At 64.4% G+C, this 15,454-nt stretch carries 17 protein-coding genes; 7 read left to right on the forward strand and 10 right to left on the reverse strand.

Going from position 1 to position 15,454, the window contains the following annotated elements:
* The first annotated feature begins 69 nt into the window (after nt 1-69).
* Both folE and A1D30_RS06010 read left to right on the forward strand, forming a co-directional pair.
* The gene (gene folE, locus A1D30_RS06005) at nt 70-798 is read left to right on the forward strand and encodes a GTP cyclohydrolase I (protein ID WP_063459883.1); all 729 of its coding nucleotides are present in this window, start codon (nt 70-72) and stop codon (nt 796-798) included.
* A gap of 3 nt (nt 799-801) precedes the next feature.
* Nucleotides 802-1,224, forward strand: a complete 423-nt coding sequence (locus A1D30_RS06010) for a BLUF domain-containing protein (RefSeq protein ID WP_063459884.1) — start codon at nt 802-804, stop codon at nt 1,222-1,224.
* A 91-nt stretch (nt 1,225-1,315) separates the two neighbouring features.
* Here A1D30_RS06010 and A1D30_RS25795 read toward each other — a convergent pair whose 3' ends face one another.
* The gene (locus A1D30_RS25795) at nt 1,316-1,456 is read right to left on the reverse strand and encodes a hypothetical protein (RefSeq protein ID WP_157891317.1); all 141 of its coding nucleotides are present in this window, start codon (nt 1,454-1,456) and stop codon (nt 1,316-1,318) included.
* Between the two features lie 22 nt (nt 1,457-1,478).
* Here A1D30_RS25795 and A1D30_RS06015 point away from each other — a divergent pair, with 22 nt between their 5' ends.
* The 4 genes from A1D30_RS06015 (at nt 1,479) to A1D30_RS06030 (ending at nt 4,570) form a co-directional block, all read left to right on the forward strand.
* Complete coding sequence (locus A1D30_RS06015; protein ID WP_063459885.1) at nt 1,479-2,360, forward strand: DMT family transporter; 882 nt, start codon at nt 1,479-1,481, stop codon at nt 2,358-2,360.
* Nucleotides 2,357-3,235, forward strand: a complete 879-nt coding sequence (locus A1D30_RS06020) for a DUF429 domain-containing protein (RefSeq protein ID WP_063459886.1) — start codon at nt 2,357-2,359, stop codon at nt 3,233-3,235. Before A1D30_RS06015 ends, A1D30_RS06020 begins: the two co-directional genes overlap by 4 nt.
* A 172-nt stretch (nt 3,236-3,407) precedes the next feature.
* Entirely contained in the window at nt 3,408-3,626 is a 219-nt protein-coding gene (locus tag A1D30_RS06025; RefSeq protein WP_063459887.1) for a hypothetical protein, read from the forward strand.
* Nucleotides 3,627-3,898: 272 nt separating this feature from the next.
* The gene (locus A1D30_RS06030; RefSeq protein WP_082836343.1) at nt 3,899-4,570 is read left to right on the forward strand and encodes a histidine phosphatase family protein; all 672 of its coding nucleotides are present in this window, start codon (nt 3,899-3,901) and stop codon (nt 4,568-4,570) included.
* Nucleotides 4,571-4,942: 372 nt separating this feature from the next.
* Here the strand turns inward: A1D30_RS06030 and A1D30_RS25445 are convergent, their stop codons facing one another.
* The 9 genes from A1D30_RS25445 to A1D30_RS06070 all read right to left on the reverse strand — a co-directional run bounded on the left by A1D30_RS25445 (nt 4,943) and on the right by A1D30_RS06070 (nt 14,834).
* Nucleotides 4,943-5,290, reverse strand: a complete 348-nt coding sequence (locus A1D30_RS25445; protein ID WP_131798419.1) for a hypothetical protein — start codon at nt 5,288-5,290, stop codon at nt 4,943-4,945.
* 288 nt (nt 5,291-5,578) lie between these two features.
* Nucleotides 5,579-6,925, reverse strand: a complete 1,347-nt coding sequence (locus A1D30_RS06035; RefSeq protein WP_063459889.1) for a tetratricopeptide repeat protein — start codon at nt 6,923-6,925, stop codon at nt 5,579-5,581.
* 23 nt (nt 6,926-6,948) lie between these two features.
* Entirely contained in the window at nt 6,949-7,557 is a 609-nt protein-coding gene (locus A1D30_RS06040) for a hypothetical protein (protein ID WP_063459890.1), read from the reverse strand.
* 153 nt (nt 7,558-7,710) lie between these two features.
* On the reverse strand, nt 7,711-9,114 hold the full coding sequence (locus A1D30_RS06045; protein ID WP_063459891.1) for an amidase: 1,404 nt from the start codon (nt 9,112-9,114) through the stop codon (nt 7,711-7,713).
* Between the two features lie 337 nt (nt 9,115-9,451).
* Nucleotides 9,452-10,942, reverse strand: a complete 1,491-nt coding sequence (locus A1D30_RS06050; RefSeq protein WP_063459892.1) for an ABC transporter substrate-binding protein — start codon at nt 10,940-10,942, stop codon at nt 9,452-9,454.
* Between the two features lie 106 nt (nt 10,943-11,048).
* A complete protein-coding gene (locus A1D30_RS06055; RefSeq protein WP_063459893.1) occupies nt 11,049-11,936 on the reverse strand; it encodes an ATP-binding cassette domain-containing protein in 888 nt (295 codons plus the stop codon).
* Nucleotides 11,933-12,964: an ABC transporter ATP-binding protein gene (locus A1D30_RS06060; RefSeq protein WP_063459894.1), complete on the reverse strand. Its 1,032-nt coding sequence runs from the start codon at nt 12,962-12,964 to the stop codon at nt 11,933-11,935. The genes A1D30_RS06055 and A1D30_RS06060 overlap by 4 nt, the downstream gene beginning before the upstream one ends.
* Before the next feature lie 29 nt (nt 12,965-12,993).
* Nucleotides 12,994-13,866 carry an ABC transporter permease gene (locus A1D30_RS06065; RefSeq protein ID WP_063459895.1) on the reverse strand — a complete coding sequence of 291 codons (873 nt, stop codon included), beginning with the start codon at nt 13,864-13,866 and terminating at the stop codon, nt 12,994-12,996.
* Nucleotides 13,867-13,871: 5 nt separating this feature from the next.
* Complete coding sequence (locus tag A1D30_RS06070) at nt 13,872-14,834, reverse strand: ABC transporter permease (RefSeq protein ID WP_063459896.1); 963 nt, start codon at nt 14,832-14,834, stop codon at nt 13,872-13,874.
* 204 nt (nt 14,835-15,038) lie between these two features.
* Between A1D30_RS06070 and A1D30_RS06075 the strand changes: the two genes are divergently transcribed.
* On the forward strand, nt 15,039-15,296 hold the full coding sequence (locus tag A1D30_RS06075) for a YfhL family 4Fe-4S dicluster ferredoxin (RefSeq protein ID WP_063459897.1): 258 nt from the start codon (nt 15,039-15,041) through the stop codon (nt 15,294-15,296).
* Nucleotides 15,297-15,454 lie beyond the last annotated feature (158 nt).

Genomic DNA, 15,454 nt, shown 5'->3' on the forward strand with positions numbered 1-15,454 from the left:
CCCAGCAGGCGCAGACGGCCTAAAACCCTTGAAATCTGCAGAGTGTGGTTCGCTGTTACGATTCCGGCCATGTCCAGCCAACCTGCCGCCGATATGACGCCCACCCCGCCGGATGACGAAGGCACGCCTGTCTCCGTGAAGATTCGCGAACGCCTTGCCACTGCCCGCAAGCGTTTTCACGCCAACGACAACATTGCCGAGTTCATCGAACCCGGCGAGCTGGAAAAGCTGCTCGACGAGGTCGAGGTCAAGATGCAGGGCGTGCTCGACAGCCTGGTCATCAACACCGAGGGCGACCACAACACCAACAACACCGCGCGCCGCGTGGCCAAGATGTACATCAATGAGGTGTTCAAGGGCCGTTACGTGGTGCAGCCGCCCATCACCGAGTTTCCCAACGCCGAGCACCTGAACGAGCTGATGATCGTCGGCCCCATCACCGTGCGCAGCGCCTGCAGCCACCACTTCTGCCCCGTCATCGGCAAGATCTGGATCGGTGTGATGCCCAACGAGCACACCAACGTGATCGGCCTGTCCAAATACGCGCGCCTGGTCGATTGGGTCATGGGCCGCCCCCAGATCCAGGAAGAAGCCGTGGTGCAGCTGGCCGACCTGATCATGGAAAAAACCCAGCCCGACGGCCTGGCCATCGTGATGGAAGCCAGCCACTTCTGCATGTCCTGGCGCGGCGTGCGCGAGATGGACAGCAAGATGATCAACTCCGTGATGCGTGGCGTGTTCCTCAAGGATTCCGCGCTGCGCCGCGAATTTTTGTCCCTCATCCCCGGAAAGAACTAAGCCATGTTGGTACGCCTGCTTTACGCCAGCCGCGCGGTGGACACCTCTCCCGCCGCCATCGAAGCCATCCTGACGCAGTCGCGCCAGCACAACCCGGGCTGCGGCATCACCGGGGTGCTGTGCTACGGCGGCGGCGTGTTTTTGCAGGCCATCGAAGGCGGCCGCTCGGCCGTGAGCGACCTGTACGGCCATATCCAGAAAGACCCGCGCCACAAGAATGTGGAGCTGCTGCACTACGAAGAAATTTCCGAGCGGCGCTTTGGCGGCTGGACCATGGGGCAGGTGAACCTCTCCAAGATCAACCATTCCATCCTGCTCAAGTATTCCGAGAAGCCCGAACTGGACCCGTATGCCGTGTCGGGCAAGGTGTCGTATGCGCTGCTCGAAGAGCTGATGGCCACCGCGTCGATCATTGGGAGAGCTTGATGCGGTGTGGGCTTGGGGACCGCGCGGCCAGCCCGTTCGCCCTGAGCCTGTCGAAGGGCCGCTCGCAAAGGGCGCCCAGGCTTCGACGGGCTCAGCCCGAACGGTCTTGGGGATGCGCTGAACGTTTGTAGAAGCCGCTCGCTACGTGCGCCCGGCACTTCCCTTTTTTGATGTTGTAGACGTTCTCATCGCTCAGCCGCAGTCGCTCCCACGGCGCTGCGGCTTTTTGCATTCAAGCCGCTCCTTCTTTACCCGTGACCCTTACCGCTTTCGCCCTCATCATCCTTGCCGGCCTCATCCACGCGTGCTGGAACATCGTGGCCAAGAAGGCTGGGGGGGACTCGCGGTTTGCGTTCTTCACCTCGGTGATCATGATGGTCGTCTGGGCGCCGCTGGGCTGGTACCTGGGGCGCGATGCGGTGCCGCAGTGGGGTGCGGTGGAGTGGGGCTTTGTAGCGGCCAGCGGGCTGCTGCATGTGGCCTATTTCGTCATCCTGCTGCGCGGCTACCGCGTGGCCGACCTCACCGTGGTCTACCCCCTGGCGCGCGGCTCAGGTCCGCTGCTGTCGTCGCTGGTGGCCATCACGCTGCTGGGCGAGCAGATCTCTGCGCTGGGCGCCTTGGGCATCGTGGGCGTGGTCGGGGGCGTGTTTCTGATCGCGGGTGGCCCGGGCCTGCTGCGCGCGGCGCACGACCCCGCTGCGCGGGCGCGTGTGCACAAAGGCATTTTGTACGGCTTGCTCACCGGCGCCTTCATAGCCAGCTACACGGTGGTCGATGGCTATGCGGTCAAGTTTTTGCTGATGTCGCCCATCCTGGTGGACTACATGGGCAACTTTGTGCGCGTGGGCCTGCTGGCCCCCGTGGTGCTGCGCGACCTGTCCACGGCCCGCACGCTGTGGCTGGCGCAGTGGCGTTTTGCCCTGGCCGTGGCGGTGGTCAGCCCCGTGGCCTATGTGCTGGTGCTCTATGCCATGCAGCAGGCGCCCCTGTCGCACGTGGCCCCGGCGCGCGAGGTGTCCATGCTGTTTGCCGCGCTGATCGGCGGGCACCTGCTGGGCGAGGGCGACCGCGTGGCGCGCATTTTTGGCGCGCTGTGTATTGCGGCGGGCGTCACAGCCTTGGCGCTGGGATGACAGCCGCCGCACAACAACCCCAGCTACTGGGCTGCGACTTCTCCAGCAGCCCCACGCGGCGCAAACCTATCGTGCTGGCGCTGGGCCAGCGCCAGGGCGCGCGCGTGTTGCTCACCGCGCTGCAGCCCTTCGACACCTTGGCCGCTTTTGGCCAGTGGCTGGCGCAGCCCGGTGACTGGGTGGGCGGGTTCGACCTGCCTTTTGGCCTGCCGCGTGAGCTGGTGCAGGCGCTGGGCTGGCCCACCGACTGGCTGGCGTGCATGCAGCGCTACCGCAGCCTCAGCCGCGAGCAGATCCGCGCGCAATTTGCGGCGTTCTGCGATGCCCGCCCCGTGGGCGGCAAGTTTGCCCACCGCGCCACCGACGGGCCCGCAGGCTCCAGCCCCTCGATGAAATGGGTGAACCCGCCCGTGGCCACCATGCTGCATGCGGGCTTGCCGCTGCTGCTGGACGCGGGCGTGCACCTGCCCGGCCTGCACGCAGGCGACCCCCGCCGCGTGGCGCTGGAAGCCTACCCCGGCTTGCTCGCGCGCGAGGTGCTGCAGCGCCGCAGCTACAAAAGCGACGACCGCGCCAAGCAGACGCCCGACCGCCTCATCGCCCGCAAAGACCTGGTTAACGCGCTGGAGCTGGGCCAAACCCGCCTGGGCCTGCGCCTCAAGCTCAGCCACGCCCAGCGCGATGCGCTGGTGCAGGACGCCAGCGGCGACAGCCTGGACGCCGTGCTGTGCCTGCTGCAGGCCGCCTGGGCCCAGCAGCGCCATGCTGAAGGCGATGCGCTCTATGGCCTGCCTCCGGGGCTCGACGCGCTCGAAGGCTGGATCGTGACGGCTGAAATGGATATGCGTTCCATCATGGAGAACCGTTCGGGCTGAGCTTGCCTGAGCCTTGCGTGGCGCTTCGACAAGCTCAGCGTGAACGGTGGGGTGTGTGGGAAGGCTGCTGGGTGGGACGGGCTGTGATCCTCCAATCCACCGCTTTTCCAGGCATCGGCCCGCCGCAGGCTGCGTAGCATGGGCGGGACGCGTTCGATGCTTTTGTTTGCCCATGCCTTTCGCCCCCCGCCTTTCGTGCGCGCTGGTCTTGCTTGCCCCGCTGCTGCTGCAGGCCGCCCCCGCGCCCTGGTACTACTGGCGCAGCCTGGTCGATGGCCAGCGCGTGTGCGCGCAAACCTCGCCCGGCCCTGGCTGGGAGCGCGACAGCGCCGCCCACGAAGGCGCCGGCTGCCAGCCGCGCCGCAAGGTGCTCATCGTGCCCATGCGGTAGTGCATGGGGACCCTCTGCATGAATCACCGCGCCGTGTGCATCTGCGGACTCGGGCGGCCTGCAGCGTTGCAAATACTCGCAATAGCTACGGCTATTGCTGCGTTTTGCGCCTTGCAGTCCATCCCGATCCGCAGCGCGCACTTGCCGCTCGATTCGTGCAGAGGGTCCCTACGTTGTTTTGTTATAAAAATAATAGCTATTCAGGCATGCTGGACGCGCGATAGCGGCCAAAAAACCTTGCAATCGTGTGCATGCATTCGATAATAGAGCGCATGACCGAACTCATCCTGATCCGCCACGGCGAGACCGACTGGAACCGCGAACTGCGCTTCCAGGGCCATGTGGACGTACCCCTCAACGCCACCGGCCACGAACAGGCCCGCCGCCTGGCCGAGCGCCTGGCGGCAGAGAAGCTCGTGGTGGACCACCTGGTCTGCAGCGACCTGATCCGCACCCGCCAGACCGCCACGCCCAGCCTGCAGGTGCTGTTCCCCCAGGCAAGCATCGACACCCTCACCGACAGCGCCCTGCGTGAGCAGGCCTTTGGCGTGGTGGACGGCAAGCGCGTGGACGACGTCAAGCAGGACCACGCCGATGCTTGGAACCAATGGCTGCGCTTTGAAGCCGACTACGGCATGCCCGGCGGTGAGACCACCCGCCAGTTCCACACCCGCGTGATGAACGCCGTGTACCGCATCGCCCAGCAGCACGCAGGCCAGAAGGTGATGGTCGTCACCCACGGCGGCGTGCTCGACATGATCTGGCGCACTGCGCGTGGCACCGGGCTGGACGGCCCGCGCCAGAGCGACATTCCCAACGCGGGGCTCAACCGCGTGCGGGTGAGCGGAGAAGCGGTGGAGGTGCTGGACTGGGCCGATGTGCGGCACCTGGCAGATTTGCCGGAGCAGCCGGTGTATGACCAGACGAAGTTGGTGGTGCGGTGAAGGGATTAATGCTGTGCTTTCAGCGCATTCCGACAACATCGAATATTTAGTTCGTTACTGGATATGACTTAGATTCAAAAATTGAATGGATTCAATATATCTACTGAATGTGGGTCTGAGCGATTTTTTTAAATCGATTTCACTAAAATTCGTCTCTAGTGAAATTTCATTGCTTGTAAATTTGATATTTGATATGCCATGAATTTCTGATATATCTTCAATGAGTGCATTCAGATAAATTGAAGGCTCATTGGTATCTGAATTTAAGTCAATAACTTTTATTTGGTATATCATTTTTCTCGCTTCAATTGGCAAGTCTTCGTGGTTTTTGGGGGCGTTTGTTTTGTGAATCAATGAGTATAAATGTATATGCTACCTTTTTCTTTTGGAGACTAGTTGTGCAAAAAGATAGGTTGCGCCTGTATCCACGCGATCAAGTGGATTGGTTTTGCACCAATTATCCATCCAAACGAAGGCCTGATCCATTGATGTTAGTTCGCTGAGAGGGTCATATGCCGGGATTTGATTGCCATTAATGGTATTAAACATCCAGTTGAGGCCGGATAAATATCCCGAAAGCCATATTTTTGATCCAGGTCGAGTTCCTTTTGTCCACTCTCCGCAGTCAGGGGTTCCAAATGATGTGGTTACGGTGCTTTGTGCGGTGGCGCTAAATGATAGAAGAACTGTAATCGCGCAGATGAGTATTCTTTTGTTCATTTGAAATTTAATTTATATAGATGTCGAATAAATTTGCTTTGAGGATGGTTTGTGATTTTGGTGCGTTCGAGGAGGGGGTATCTTTGAAAATTCCCAACTTTCCAATAGTAGCGAGCGTAAGTTATTGATTTGTATGGGTGCAAATTTCAATAATTTTCATTATTAGAGATGCACTAAAAAGGTGATTAAAAATTTACCCATTGCGGATAGGGGGAGTTGTTGTTTGCTTGATATTGAAAAATTCTAGGTCGCGGGTGATTTGGTCTTGTGATTGAAGGGCCTGCTGCCTCATCCCACCACTAACCCCAACACCCCATTCACCACCCCCACCTGCCGCGCCAGCCGCACCGACTCCGGCTGCCCATTCACCATCGGCTGCAACACGTTCTGCACCGCCGCCCACTGGCCATTGCGCTGCAGCGCATCCACCCAGATCTGGTGAAACAGATCACGCTGTGCATGGCTGCCGCCAATCTCCACCAGGCGGGGGAGTGCCTCACCCAGTTTCTCGGCAGCGGTTGACCAGTCGCCTTGCGCATGCGCCAGCAGTCCGTGCGCTGCGGGCACGCACACCTGCTGCCACACCGTGCGTTCGTGCGCCTCGGTGCGCGTGGCGGCGTGGGCCTCGATGTTGTGCAGTAGCGTTCGCGCCGCCTGGGTACGGCCTGCGCGGGCCAGGCCGTAGAGGTATTGCAGGTCCAGGAAGGGCAGCACATGGTCGGCCAGGCGCGGTGCCAGGTGGTCGGCCACGTCGGCCCAGCGCGGGCCTACATCCACGCCCGCCAGCTCCAGCCGGGCGAGCAGTGACACGGCGTTGATCTGGTCTTGTGTGTATTCCTTGACCACACCCCAGACCTGACTGTCGTAGAGCGCCAGCACCTCGGCGTGCCGGTCCTGCTCCAGCAAAAACAGCGCCTGGTGCCACCAGTTGTGCGTGACCATGAAGGAGTTCAGGTCTGTCCAGGTGTCGCTCACGCTGGCCATGAAGTCGGCGCCTTCGCGGATGCGGCCCTGGGTCAGCATGACGTGGGCCAGCGCGTGGTGGGCCCAGGGTTCTTTGCGGCACAGGGCGATGGCATGGCGGGCGGCGCTTTCGGCCTCTTGCAGGCGGTGGCATTGCTCCCAACCAAAGGCCAGCATGCCGTGCAGGTAGGGCACTTCAGCCGCAGCGGGCAGGGCCTGCAGTGCCAGGCGCAGCATGCCGGGTGAGTCGCCCCGGTTGAACAAATGGTATTGGCCGAGCTTGAGGGAGGCGAGGTCGCGCGGGTGTTGGCGGGCTTGCTCCTCGTGCAGTGCGATGGCGCGGGGCAGGTCACCATGAACCCAGGCGGCGATGGCGGCCACAAAGCGCTGCTCACGCTCGCTGGCCTTTGCGGCATGGGTCAGGGCCTGGTCAAGGAAGGGGCGGGCGTTGCGCGGAGCGTCGGCCGACTCGGCAAACATGTGCAGCGCGGCGCAGCTGGCCTGCACGATGGGGCTGGTGTCTGCGGCTGCGTTCAGCACGTTCACGGCGCGGGCTTCGCAGGCGATGAAGCCTTCCACAAAGTCATTCAGGGCGGCGGCGCTGGTCGCGTCGTGCAGCGTGACGGGGTTGCCCAGGCTATCGGTCGTGCGGGTGTGCGTGGAGGATGGCATGGGGCATTGTGGAGGGCGGTGGATCAGCCGCCCTTGATCAAGGCCAGGTAGGCGTTGCGTGTTTCCGCTGAGACGGAGGCCACGAGCTGTTCGTGTGGCGTCTGGTGGCGCGCGAGCATGCGGGCGGTGGCGATGGTCTTGGATTTGCAGAACCAGTGGCAGGTGTGTTGCATGAGGAACAGCTCGGCCGTCATCATGTAGGCGCGGTCTTTGGGAGCCAGGTGGCCGGTGTTCTGCACCACATGCGCGATGCCGCGCGCGTGCACGGCCAGGGCCTTGCGCATGTCGAAGGTGGCGGCGGGCAGCAGCTTTTCGGCAAAGGGCAGGGCGATGGTGAGGCGGCTGACCCGTGCGTCGGCTTCGCTGACTTTGGCGAACTCGGCGGCAAAGCGGCTGAATTGCTCGGCAAGCTGGGATTCGGTGGTGCTCAGCAGGCTCCAGATTTGCTGGCGGCGCTCGTCGGTGCTTTCGCCCAGGGCGCGCAGGTAGCCCTCGGTCAGGGCCTCCATGAGCTTTTCGATCTGGTAGTTGGCCAGGTGGCTGCCCAGCAGCGCAATGCGCTTGCGCTGCTCCTTGGCGTTGAGCATGTAGGTGCCGGTGGCGATCAGGATCGCCAGGATGAGGATGTCCATGCGGTGGGGCTGCTGGTGTGCAGGGGTTGTCGGTCTGTGGCGGGGCTGGCTGCGCCGTACCCCCAAGGGGCCGTGGCGGCCAACAAACCCCCAAGGTTACCAACAACCTCGTTGCAGGCTTTCTCGACCTCGCGGGTTTGCGGATTTACACCCTCAAGCCGCAGGCGGCTGGGGCCATGCCCGCTGGGGTTCGCGGATCAGCTCGAACGCGTGCGCCACCTGCAGCACGCCCAGGTCGTCAAAACGGGCGCCTGCAATCTGCAGGCCAATCGGCAGCCCGGCGCGGGTGTAGCCGCAGTTGACCGATGCGGCAGGCTGCTCGGACATGTTGAAGGGCACGGTGAAGCCGATGTGCTCCAGCGGGCGCAGCGGGTCGTTGGTGGGCGAGGGCAGCTCGGCCTGGAAGGCGACGTTGGGCGCCACGGGCGAGATCACGTAATCGAACGCGCTGCAGGCCTTGACGGCGGCCACGCGCGTCAGGTGGAACTGCTGGCTGGCGTTGAAGACTTCGGCGCCGCTCAGGCCCGCAGCGCTGTCGGCCCAGGTGCGGATGTAGGGCAGCACCTTGTCACGCCGCGCGGCGGGCAGGGCCTGCAGGTCGGTGTGCGAGCGCATGCGCCAGAAGTGGTCCATGCCGTCGAGCATGGCCTGGGTCATGAAGGGCTGCATGGGCACGATGGTGGCGCCTGCGGCTTCCATCAGGCGGGCCGCGTGTTCGACGGCGGCTTTGACCTCGGGCTCCACGGGCAGGCCGCAGCCTGCGTCCAGCAGCACCCCGATGCGCAGGCCGCGCAGGCGCTCGGCACCTTTGTTGAACTGGCTCCAGGCGATGTCCTGCGCGGGCAGGCTCATGCTGTCGCGCGCGTCGGGCTGGCTCAGCACCTGCATCATCAGCGCGGCATCGGCCACGGTGCGCGTCATGGGGCCAGCGGCGCGGCCGGTGTAGGGCGGGTCGATGGGGATGCGGCCCAGGCTGGGCTTCAAGCTGAAGATGCCGCACCAGCTGGCGGGCAGGCGCAGCGAGCCGCCGATGTCGGTGCCGATGTGCAGCGGGCCGTAGCCTGCGGCGGCCGCAGCACCGCCCCCAGCGCTGGAGCCGCCGGGGCCCTTGCTCACATCCCACGGGTTGCGCGACAGCGGGTGGAAGGTGGACAGGCCGGACGACAACATGCCGTAGTCGGGCATGGTGGTCTTGGCCACGACGACGGCGCCTGCCTCGCGCATGCGGGCGGCGGGGGGGGCGTCGGCCGCAGCGGGCGCCAGTTCTACCGCCGCTGTGCCCAGCGGCGTGGGGTCGCCCTGGGTGGCGATGTTTTCCTTGATGGTGCTGGGCACGCCGTCCAGCAGCCCCTTGGGCTCGCCGCGCAGCCAGCGCGCCTCGGACGCACGGGCCTGCTCCAGCGCAGCCTCGGGGCGCAGCAGGTAGGTGGCCTTTATGTGGGGCTCCCAGCGCTCGATGTGCGCCAGCACGGCCTGCGTGACCTCCACGGGGGACAGCGTGCGCTGGCGGTAGGCAGCCAGGAGTTCGTGGGCGGGCAGGTCGTGCAAGGCGGTCATGGTGGGGTGCTGGGAGATTGGTATGGAAAACAGCCCGATCCGGTCTCTGTCTCAGATGGATCTCGCACCCTCTCCCCTTGTGGGAGAGGGCCGGGGAGAGGGGGGGGGGAAACGGGCGCGGCGCGGTTGCCGCCCCCTCTCCCCAACCCTCTCCCGCGAGGGGAGAGGGGGGAGTCCTCAGCGCCCCTGCGGGAGCACAGGCGGATGCCCCATCCGAGACAGGTTAAAAATCAGGTGAAAAATTAGGTGAAAAGGCTGCTAGCGCCTAACCAATAAGCGCTAGCAGCTATTATTTTGGTAGCAATCTACCACCGTTTGGCGAGAGCAGCGCGGGCCGTCAAGACCAGGAGAGCGCTGAAAGGTCGTTCACAAACACCGGCATGTCTTTCCACAGGCCCTTGAGGTTCTTGTTGGCCACCGTGATCCACTGGTTGGAGTACAGGAAGGCGTGCACCGAGTCCTCGGCCAGCAGGCGCTGCGCATCGCCCAGCAGCTTGGCGCGGTCGGCGGGGCGGGCGGAGTTCTTGATCTGGTTGAACAGGTCGTTGAACTTGGGCGAGTTGTAGGCCCAGTAGTAGTCGGGCTTGGCAAAGTTGCCCAGGTCAAAGGGCTCGACGTGGCTGATGATGGTCAGGTCGTAGTTCTTGCTGCCGTAGGTGCCGCTGAGCCACTGCGCCCATTCCACGTTCTGGATCTTGGCGATGATGCCGACCTTGGCCAGCTGGGCGGCCACCACCTCGCCGCCCTGGCGGGCGTAGGGGGTGGGCGGCAGCGTCAGGGTCAGCTCCAGCGGCGTCTTGATGCCGGCCTCGGCCAGCAGCTTCTTGGCCTTTTCGGGGTCGTAGGGGTTCACGCCCGTGGTGTCCACGTAGCCAAACGCGCCGGGCACATAGTGGCTGCCGATGGGCGCGCCGTAGCCGTCGCCCGCGCCTTCGATCACGGCCTTGCGGTCCACGGCAGCGGCAATGGCGCGGCGCACGCGCACGTCGTCGAGCGGCTTCTTGCCGTTGTTGATGGCCAGGATGGTCTTGGCGCGCGAGCCGCTGACCACCACCTGGAACTTGGGGTTGGTCTTGAACTGCGGCACGCTGCGCGGCGTGACGCGGGGGAAGGCGTCCACGTCGCCCGCCAGCAGGGCGGCCACCTGGGCGGCCGGGTCGGAGATGAAGCGGAAGGTGGCGCGCTTGATCTTGATGGCCTTGGCATCGCGGTAGTCGGCCCAGGCGGTCAGCACCACAGACGAGCCCTTGTTCCACGCTTGCAGCTGGTAGGGGCCGGTGCCCACGGGCTTGTTGGCGTTGGTGTCGGCGCTCTTGGCGTCCACGATGATCGAGGTGGCCTGGCCCAGCACGAACAGCAGGTCGGGGTCGATCTCCTTGTTGAGCAGCACCACGGTGTAGTCGTCCACCACCTGGGTGGTGATGCCGGCAAAGGTGCGCTTGTCCTTGTTGGTGCTCTTCTCGCCGCCTGCGCGGTCGTATGAGAACTTCACCGACGCGGCGGTGAAGGGCTCACCGTTCTGGAACTTCACGCCACGGCGCAGCTTGAAGGTGTAGGTCTTGAGGTCGGGCGAGACCTCCCAGCTTTCGGCCAGCAGGGGCGACACGCTGCCGTCGGGGTTGATCTTGGTGAGCGTCTCGAAGATGTTGTACTGAACGATCTCGGCGATGGCAGACGCAGCACCGGCGGTCGGGTCCAGGCCTGGGGGCTCCAGGGTCATTGCCAGCGTCACCGCATCTTTGCGGCCCTGCGCCAGGGCGCCAAGAGAGGTGGTCAAGGGCACAGCGGCGATGGCGCCAGTGGCAAGGACGGTACGGCGGTTCAGCATGTTCGGACTCTCCAGACAAAAAACCAGACAACAACCATAAAGACCCCCGGTGCAATTTGTTACCGGGGAGGAAAGAAGCTTTTTACACCATCACACCTGCATGTGGTTATGCGGTTTTTGCCGTTGCAGCAGCAACTGCAGCAGCGGCGGCAGCCGCACGGCGCGCCCGCGCGCGGCCGGGCTGCACCTGCGGCACGGCGCCCACCAGCGATTGCGTGTAAGGGTGCTGTGCGTTGCGGAACAGCTCGCCGGGCGAGCCGCGCTCCACGATGCGCCCCTGGTACAGCACCACCACCTCGTCGCACAGGTGGTTGACCACGGCGAGGTCGTGGCTGATGAGCATGTAGGTGATGCCGAACTGCTGCTGCAGGTCCTGCATCAGGTTGAGCACCTGGGCCTGCACCGACACGTCGAGCGCGCTCACGGGCTCGTCGGCCACGATAAGGCGGGGCCGGGTGATGAGGGCGCGTGCAATGGCAATGCGCTGGCGCTGGCCGCCCGAAAATTCGTGCGGGTACTTGCCCAGGTCGTTGGTGCGCAGGCCCACTTGCGACAGCACCTGGGCGGCCTGCTCGCGCTGCTCGGCGCGCGTGGTCTGGCCCTGTGCCTGCAGCGGCTCGGTCACGATGCGCTCCACGGTCTGGCGCGGGTCCAGAGACCCGTACGGGTCCTGGAACACCATCTGAAAGTCGCGCCGCGCCTGGCGCAGCTGCTCGGCGGGCAACTGGTGCAGGTTGCGGCCCAGCAGCTCCACCGTGCCAGCGGTGGGCGCATCCAGCGCCATCACCAGCCGGGCCAGCGTGGACTTGCCCGAGCCCGATTCGCCCACCACTCCCAGGCTGCGGCCTGCGGCGATGGAAAAGCTCACACCATTGAGGGCCTGCACCGTGCCCGGCGGGCGGAACAAATGCTCGCGCGGCAGCGTGTATTCGCGCACCAGGTCTTTGACCTGCAGCAGGGGGCTGTTGCTGGTGTGGTGGTGGTTGTCGCTCATGCGGCCACCTCCACACCCTGTGGCACGCCGTGCGCTTCTGCAATGGCCTCGCGGCGCAGGCAGCGCACCACGTGGTCGCCATCGGCGTCGGTGGCCACCAGGGTGGCTGCAGGTGATTCTTGGTGGCAGGTGTCGATGGTGTAGCTGCAGCGGCCCGCAAACGGGCAGCCTGCGGGCAGGTCCACCAGCTCGGGCACCGTGCCGGGGATGGTGGACAGCCGAGGGCGTTGGCCGGGCGCATGCACAGTGCCCAGGTGGGGGCGCGCAGCGAACAGCCCGCGTGTGTAGGGGTGCGTCATGGCCGAGAAGACGGAGGCGGTGGAGCCGCTTTCGACCACGCTGCCGCCATACATCACCATCATGCGGTCCACGTTCTGCGAGATCACGCCCAGGTCGTGCGAGATCAGGATCAGCGCCATGTTGCGCTCGGCCACCAGGTCGCTGATGAGGTCCAGGATCTGCTGCTGGATGGTCACGTCCAGCGCCGTGGTGGGCTCGTCGGCAATCAGCAGGTCGGGCCCACAGGCCAGCGCCATCGCAATGGTGATGCGCTGGCGTTGCCCGCCGGAGAACTGGTGCGGGTAGGCGTCAAAACGCTGTGCGGCGTTGGGGATGCCCACGCGGTCCAGCAGTGCAATTGCTTCGGTGCGTGCGGCTGCTGCATTCATGCCCCGGTGCAGACGCAACGGCTCTGCCACCTGGCGACCAATGGTGTGCACGGGGTTGAGCGCCGTCATGGGCTCCTGGAACACCATGCCAATGCGGTTGCCGCGCATTTGGCACATCTGCGCATCGGTGCGGCCCACCAGTTCTTGCCCATCAAAGCGGATGCTGCCGGTGACCTGTGCACTCTCGGGCAGCAGGCCCATGAGCGACATGGCGGTGATGGACTTGCCACAGCCCGATTCGCCGATCAGGCCCAGGGTTTCACCGCGCGCCAGCGAAAAGCTCACGCCGCGCACGGCGTCGGCGGGGCCCCGGTGCGTCTGCAGGCGGATGCGGAGGTTGGAGACTTCTAGCAGAGACATCGTGGGGTCTGGGAGGCTTCTTGGCAGGGTCAACGCTTACGCGAGAGGCGGGGGTCGAGGAGGTCGCGCAGGCCATCGCCTAAGAGGTTCAGTCCCAGCACGGCCAGCGCAATCGCCACACCGGGCCACACGGCCAGCAGCGGGGCCTGGAACATCAGCGTCTGCGCCTCGCTGAGCATGCGGCCCCACGAAGGCTGGGGCGGTTGTGTGCCCAGGCCGAGGTAGGACAGGGCGGCCTCGGCCAGGATGGCAATGGCGAACTGGATGGTGGCCTGCACGATGAGCACCGACAGGATGTTGGGCAGCACGTGCTCGATGGTGATGCGCCAGCTGCCCTTGCCACAGGCGCGCGAGGCCATGATGTACTCGCGCGACCACACGGCATTGGCCGAGGCACGGGTCACGCGTGCGAACGTCGGGATGTTGAAGATGCCGATGGCAATGATGGAGTTGACGATGCCCGCGCCGAACACCGCCGTCATCATGATGGCCGAGAGGATGGCGGGGAAGGCGAAGGTGAAGTCCGCCAGCCGCATGATGAGTTCTTCCACCCAGCCACGTTTGGCGGCTGCCAGCAGGCCCAGTGCGGTGCCAATGGTGAGGCCAATGCCCACGGCAATCACGCCCACCAGGATGGAGTTGCGTGCGCCCACCAGCAGTAGCGAGGCCACATCGCGCCCGAAGGCATCGGTGCCCAGCCAGTGTGTGCCGGATGGCCCGGCCAGCTTGTTGGCCAGGTCCATCTCATAGGGGGACCAGGGTGTCCAGACCAGCGACAGTGCTGCCGCCAGGATCAGCAGCAGCGACAGCACGGCACCGATGACAAAGCTGCGGTGGCGCAGTGCGCGGTGCAGCCAGCCGGGGGCGGAGGTGGCGGAGGGCGAGGGAATGGCAGCGCTCATGGGGATCAGATGTCAGAGGCTTTGACGCGTGGGTCGATCACGGCGTAAAGAATGTCCACGACGAAGTTCACGATGACCACCATGGTGGCGAGCAACATCACGCAGTTGCGCACCACGATCAGGTCGCGGTTGGAGATGGACTGGAAGATCAACCGGCCCAGGCCGGGCAGGTAAAACACGTTCTCCACCACGATGGTCCCCGCCAGCAGATTGGCAAACTGCAGCCCCATCACGGTGATCACCGGGATCATCGCGTTGCGCAGCACATGGCCCCACAGCGCCGCGCGTTGCGTCAGCCCCTTGGCGCGGGCCGTGCGCACAAAGTCTTCACGCAGCACTTCGAGTACGGCCGAACGGGTGATGCGCGCGAGGATGGCAGCCTGCACCACGGCCAGCGCAATGGCGGGCAGCAGCAGGGCCTTGAGGGCTTCGAGCGGGCTGCCGCCAGCGTCTTCCGTCCAACCCGGGAAGCCCCCGGCCGAGAACCACTGCAACTTCACCGAGAACAGCAGGATCAGCAGGATGGCGAACCAGAAGTTGGGGATGGCAATGCCAATCTGCGCCAGGCCCATCACGCCCACGTCGCCCACCTTGTTGTGGCGGGATGCTGCATACACCCCAGCGGCCAGGGCCAGCACGGTGGTGATGACCATGGCCATCAGCGCCAGGGGCACGGTGAGCGCCAGGCGTTCCAGCACCAGGTCGAGTACGGGCGAGCTGTAGGCGTAGCTGTCGCCCATGTTGCCCACCACCAGGCCACTCACCCATTGCCAGTAACGCAGGCTGGCGGGCTGGTCCAGCCCCAGCTTGCTGGCCAGTGCAGCCACGGCCTCGGGCGAGGCGTCGGGGCCCATGAGCATCTGCGCGGCATTGCCCGGCAGGATCTCCAGCACCAGAAACACAACAATGGATGCGCCGATCAGCGTGGCCAGGAGGGTGGCAAACCGTTTGAGGAAAAACAGACCCATGGAGCAGGCGGTGGAGGAGGGTGGGACGCGAGCGCGTAAAAATTAATGTGTATACACAGCATAACGGTAAAAACATCCCCGTCAGCGGTGGTGGGTTGCAGTGTGGCACGCAAGGCACATGCCAGTGCGCGGGATAATACGGAGCATGAACCGCGCCGTGTACCCCGTTGCCCTTGTGTCTGGCCCCGCGCCCCGGGAGGCCGTATGGCGCTGATGATCACCGACGAGTGCATCAACTGCGATGTGTGCGAGCCCGAGTGCCCCAACCAGGCGATCTATCTCGGGCAGGAGATCTACGAGATCGACCCGGACAAGTGCACGGAATGTGTGGGGCATTTCGACGAGCCCCAGTGTGTGCAGGTCTGCCCCGTGGCCTGCATCCCCGTGAACCCGCAGCATGTGGAAAACCGCGAGACGCTGTGGCAGAAGTTCCAGCGTCTGCAGGTGTCGGCAGCGGGCTGATTTTTAAGGTTTTTTGGGCTCTCTTCCGTTTCGGGTGGAACACTACAGTACAAATAAACCCATTGACACCCCCCGAACAGGAGCCCTCCCCATGCAAGAAGCGTTGTTCTGCCAGGCATTGGGGCTGGCCGCGCCCTGGGCTGTGGAGCGTGTTGCAC

The sequence above is a fragment of the Acidovorax sp. GW101-3H11 genome, assembly GCF_001633105.1.
In the GTDB taxonomy this organism is placed as follows: Bacteria; Pseudomonadota; Gammaproteobacteria; order Burkholderiales; family Burkholderiaceae_C; genus Acidovorax.

Bases quoted from the DNA above. Each gene is read 5' to 3' on its own strand.
- A1D30_RS06050 (WP_063459892.1), bottom strand. From the start codon at position 10,942: ATGCTGAACCGCCGTACCGTCCTTGCCACTGGCGCCATCGCCGCTGTG.
- A1D30_RS06075 (WP_063459897.1), top strand. From the start codon at position 15,039: ATGGCGCTGATGATCACCGACGAGTGCATCAACTGCGATGTGTGCGAG.
- A1D30_RS25795 (WP_157891317.1), bottom strand. From the start codon at position 1,456: ATGCAAAAAGCCGCAGCGCCGTGGGAGCGACTGCGGCTGAGCGATGAG.
- A1D30_RS06010 (WP_063459884.1), top strand. From the start codon at position 802: ATGTTGGTACGCCTGCTTTACGCCAGCCGCGCGGTGGACACCTCTCCC.
- folE (WP_063459883.1), top strand. From the start codon at position 70: ATGTCCAGCCAACCTGCCGCCGATATGACGCCCACCCCGCCGGATGAC.
- A1D30_RS06045 (WP_063459891.1), bottom strand. From the start codon at position 9,114: ATGACCGCCTTGCACGACCTGCCCGCCCACGAACTCCTGGCTGCCTAC.
- A1D30_RS06030 (WP_082836343.1), top strand. From the start codon at position 3,899: ATGACCGAACTCATCCTGATCCGCCACGGCGAGACCGACTGGAACCGC.
- A1D30_RS25445 (WP_131798419.1), bottom strand. From the start codon at position 5,290: ATGAACAAAAGAATACTCATCTGCGCGATTACAGTTCTTCTATCATTT.
- A1D30_RS06020 (WP_063459886.1), top strand. From the start codon at position 2,357: ATGACAGCCGCCGCACAACAACCCCAGCTACTGGGCTGCGACTTCTCC.
- A1D30_RS06055 (WP_063459893.1), bottom strand. From the start codon at position 11,936: ATGAGCGACAACCACCACCACACCAGCAACAGCCCCCTGCTGCAGGTC.
- A1D30_RS06070 (WP_063459896.1), bottom strand. From the start codon at position 14,834: ATGGGTCTGTTTTTCCTCAAACGGTTTGCCACCCTCCTGGCCACGCTG.
- A1D30_RS06060 (WP_063459894.1), bottom strand. From the start codon at position 12,964: ATGTCTCTGCTAGAAGTCTCCAACCTCCGCATCCGCCTGCAGACGCAC.
- A1D30_RS06040 (WP_063459890.1), bottom strand. From the start codon at position 7,557: ATGGACATCCTCATCCTGGCGATCCTGATCGCCACCGGCACCTACATG.
- A1D30_RS06035 (WP_063459889.1), bottom strand. From the start codon at position 6,925: ATGCCATCCTCCACGCACACCCGCACGACCGATAGCCTGGGCAACCCC.
- A1D30_RS06065 (WP_063459895.1), bottom strand. From the start codon at position 13,866: ATGAGCGCTGCCATTCCCTCGCCCTCCGCCACCTCCGCCCCCGGCTGG.
- A1D30_RS06025 (WP_063459887.1), top strand. From the start codon at position 3,408: ATGCCTTTCGCCCCCCGCCTTTCGTGCGCGCTGGTCTTGCTTGCCCCG.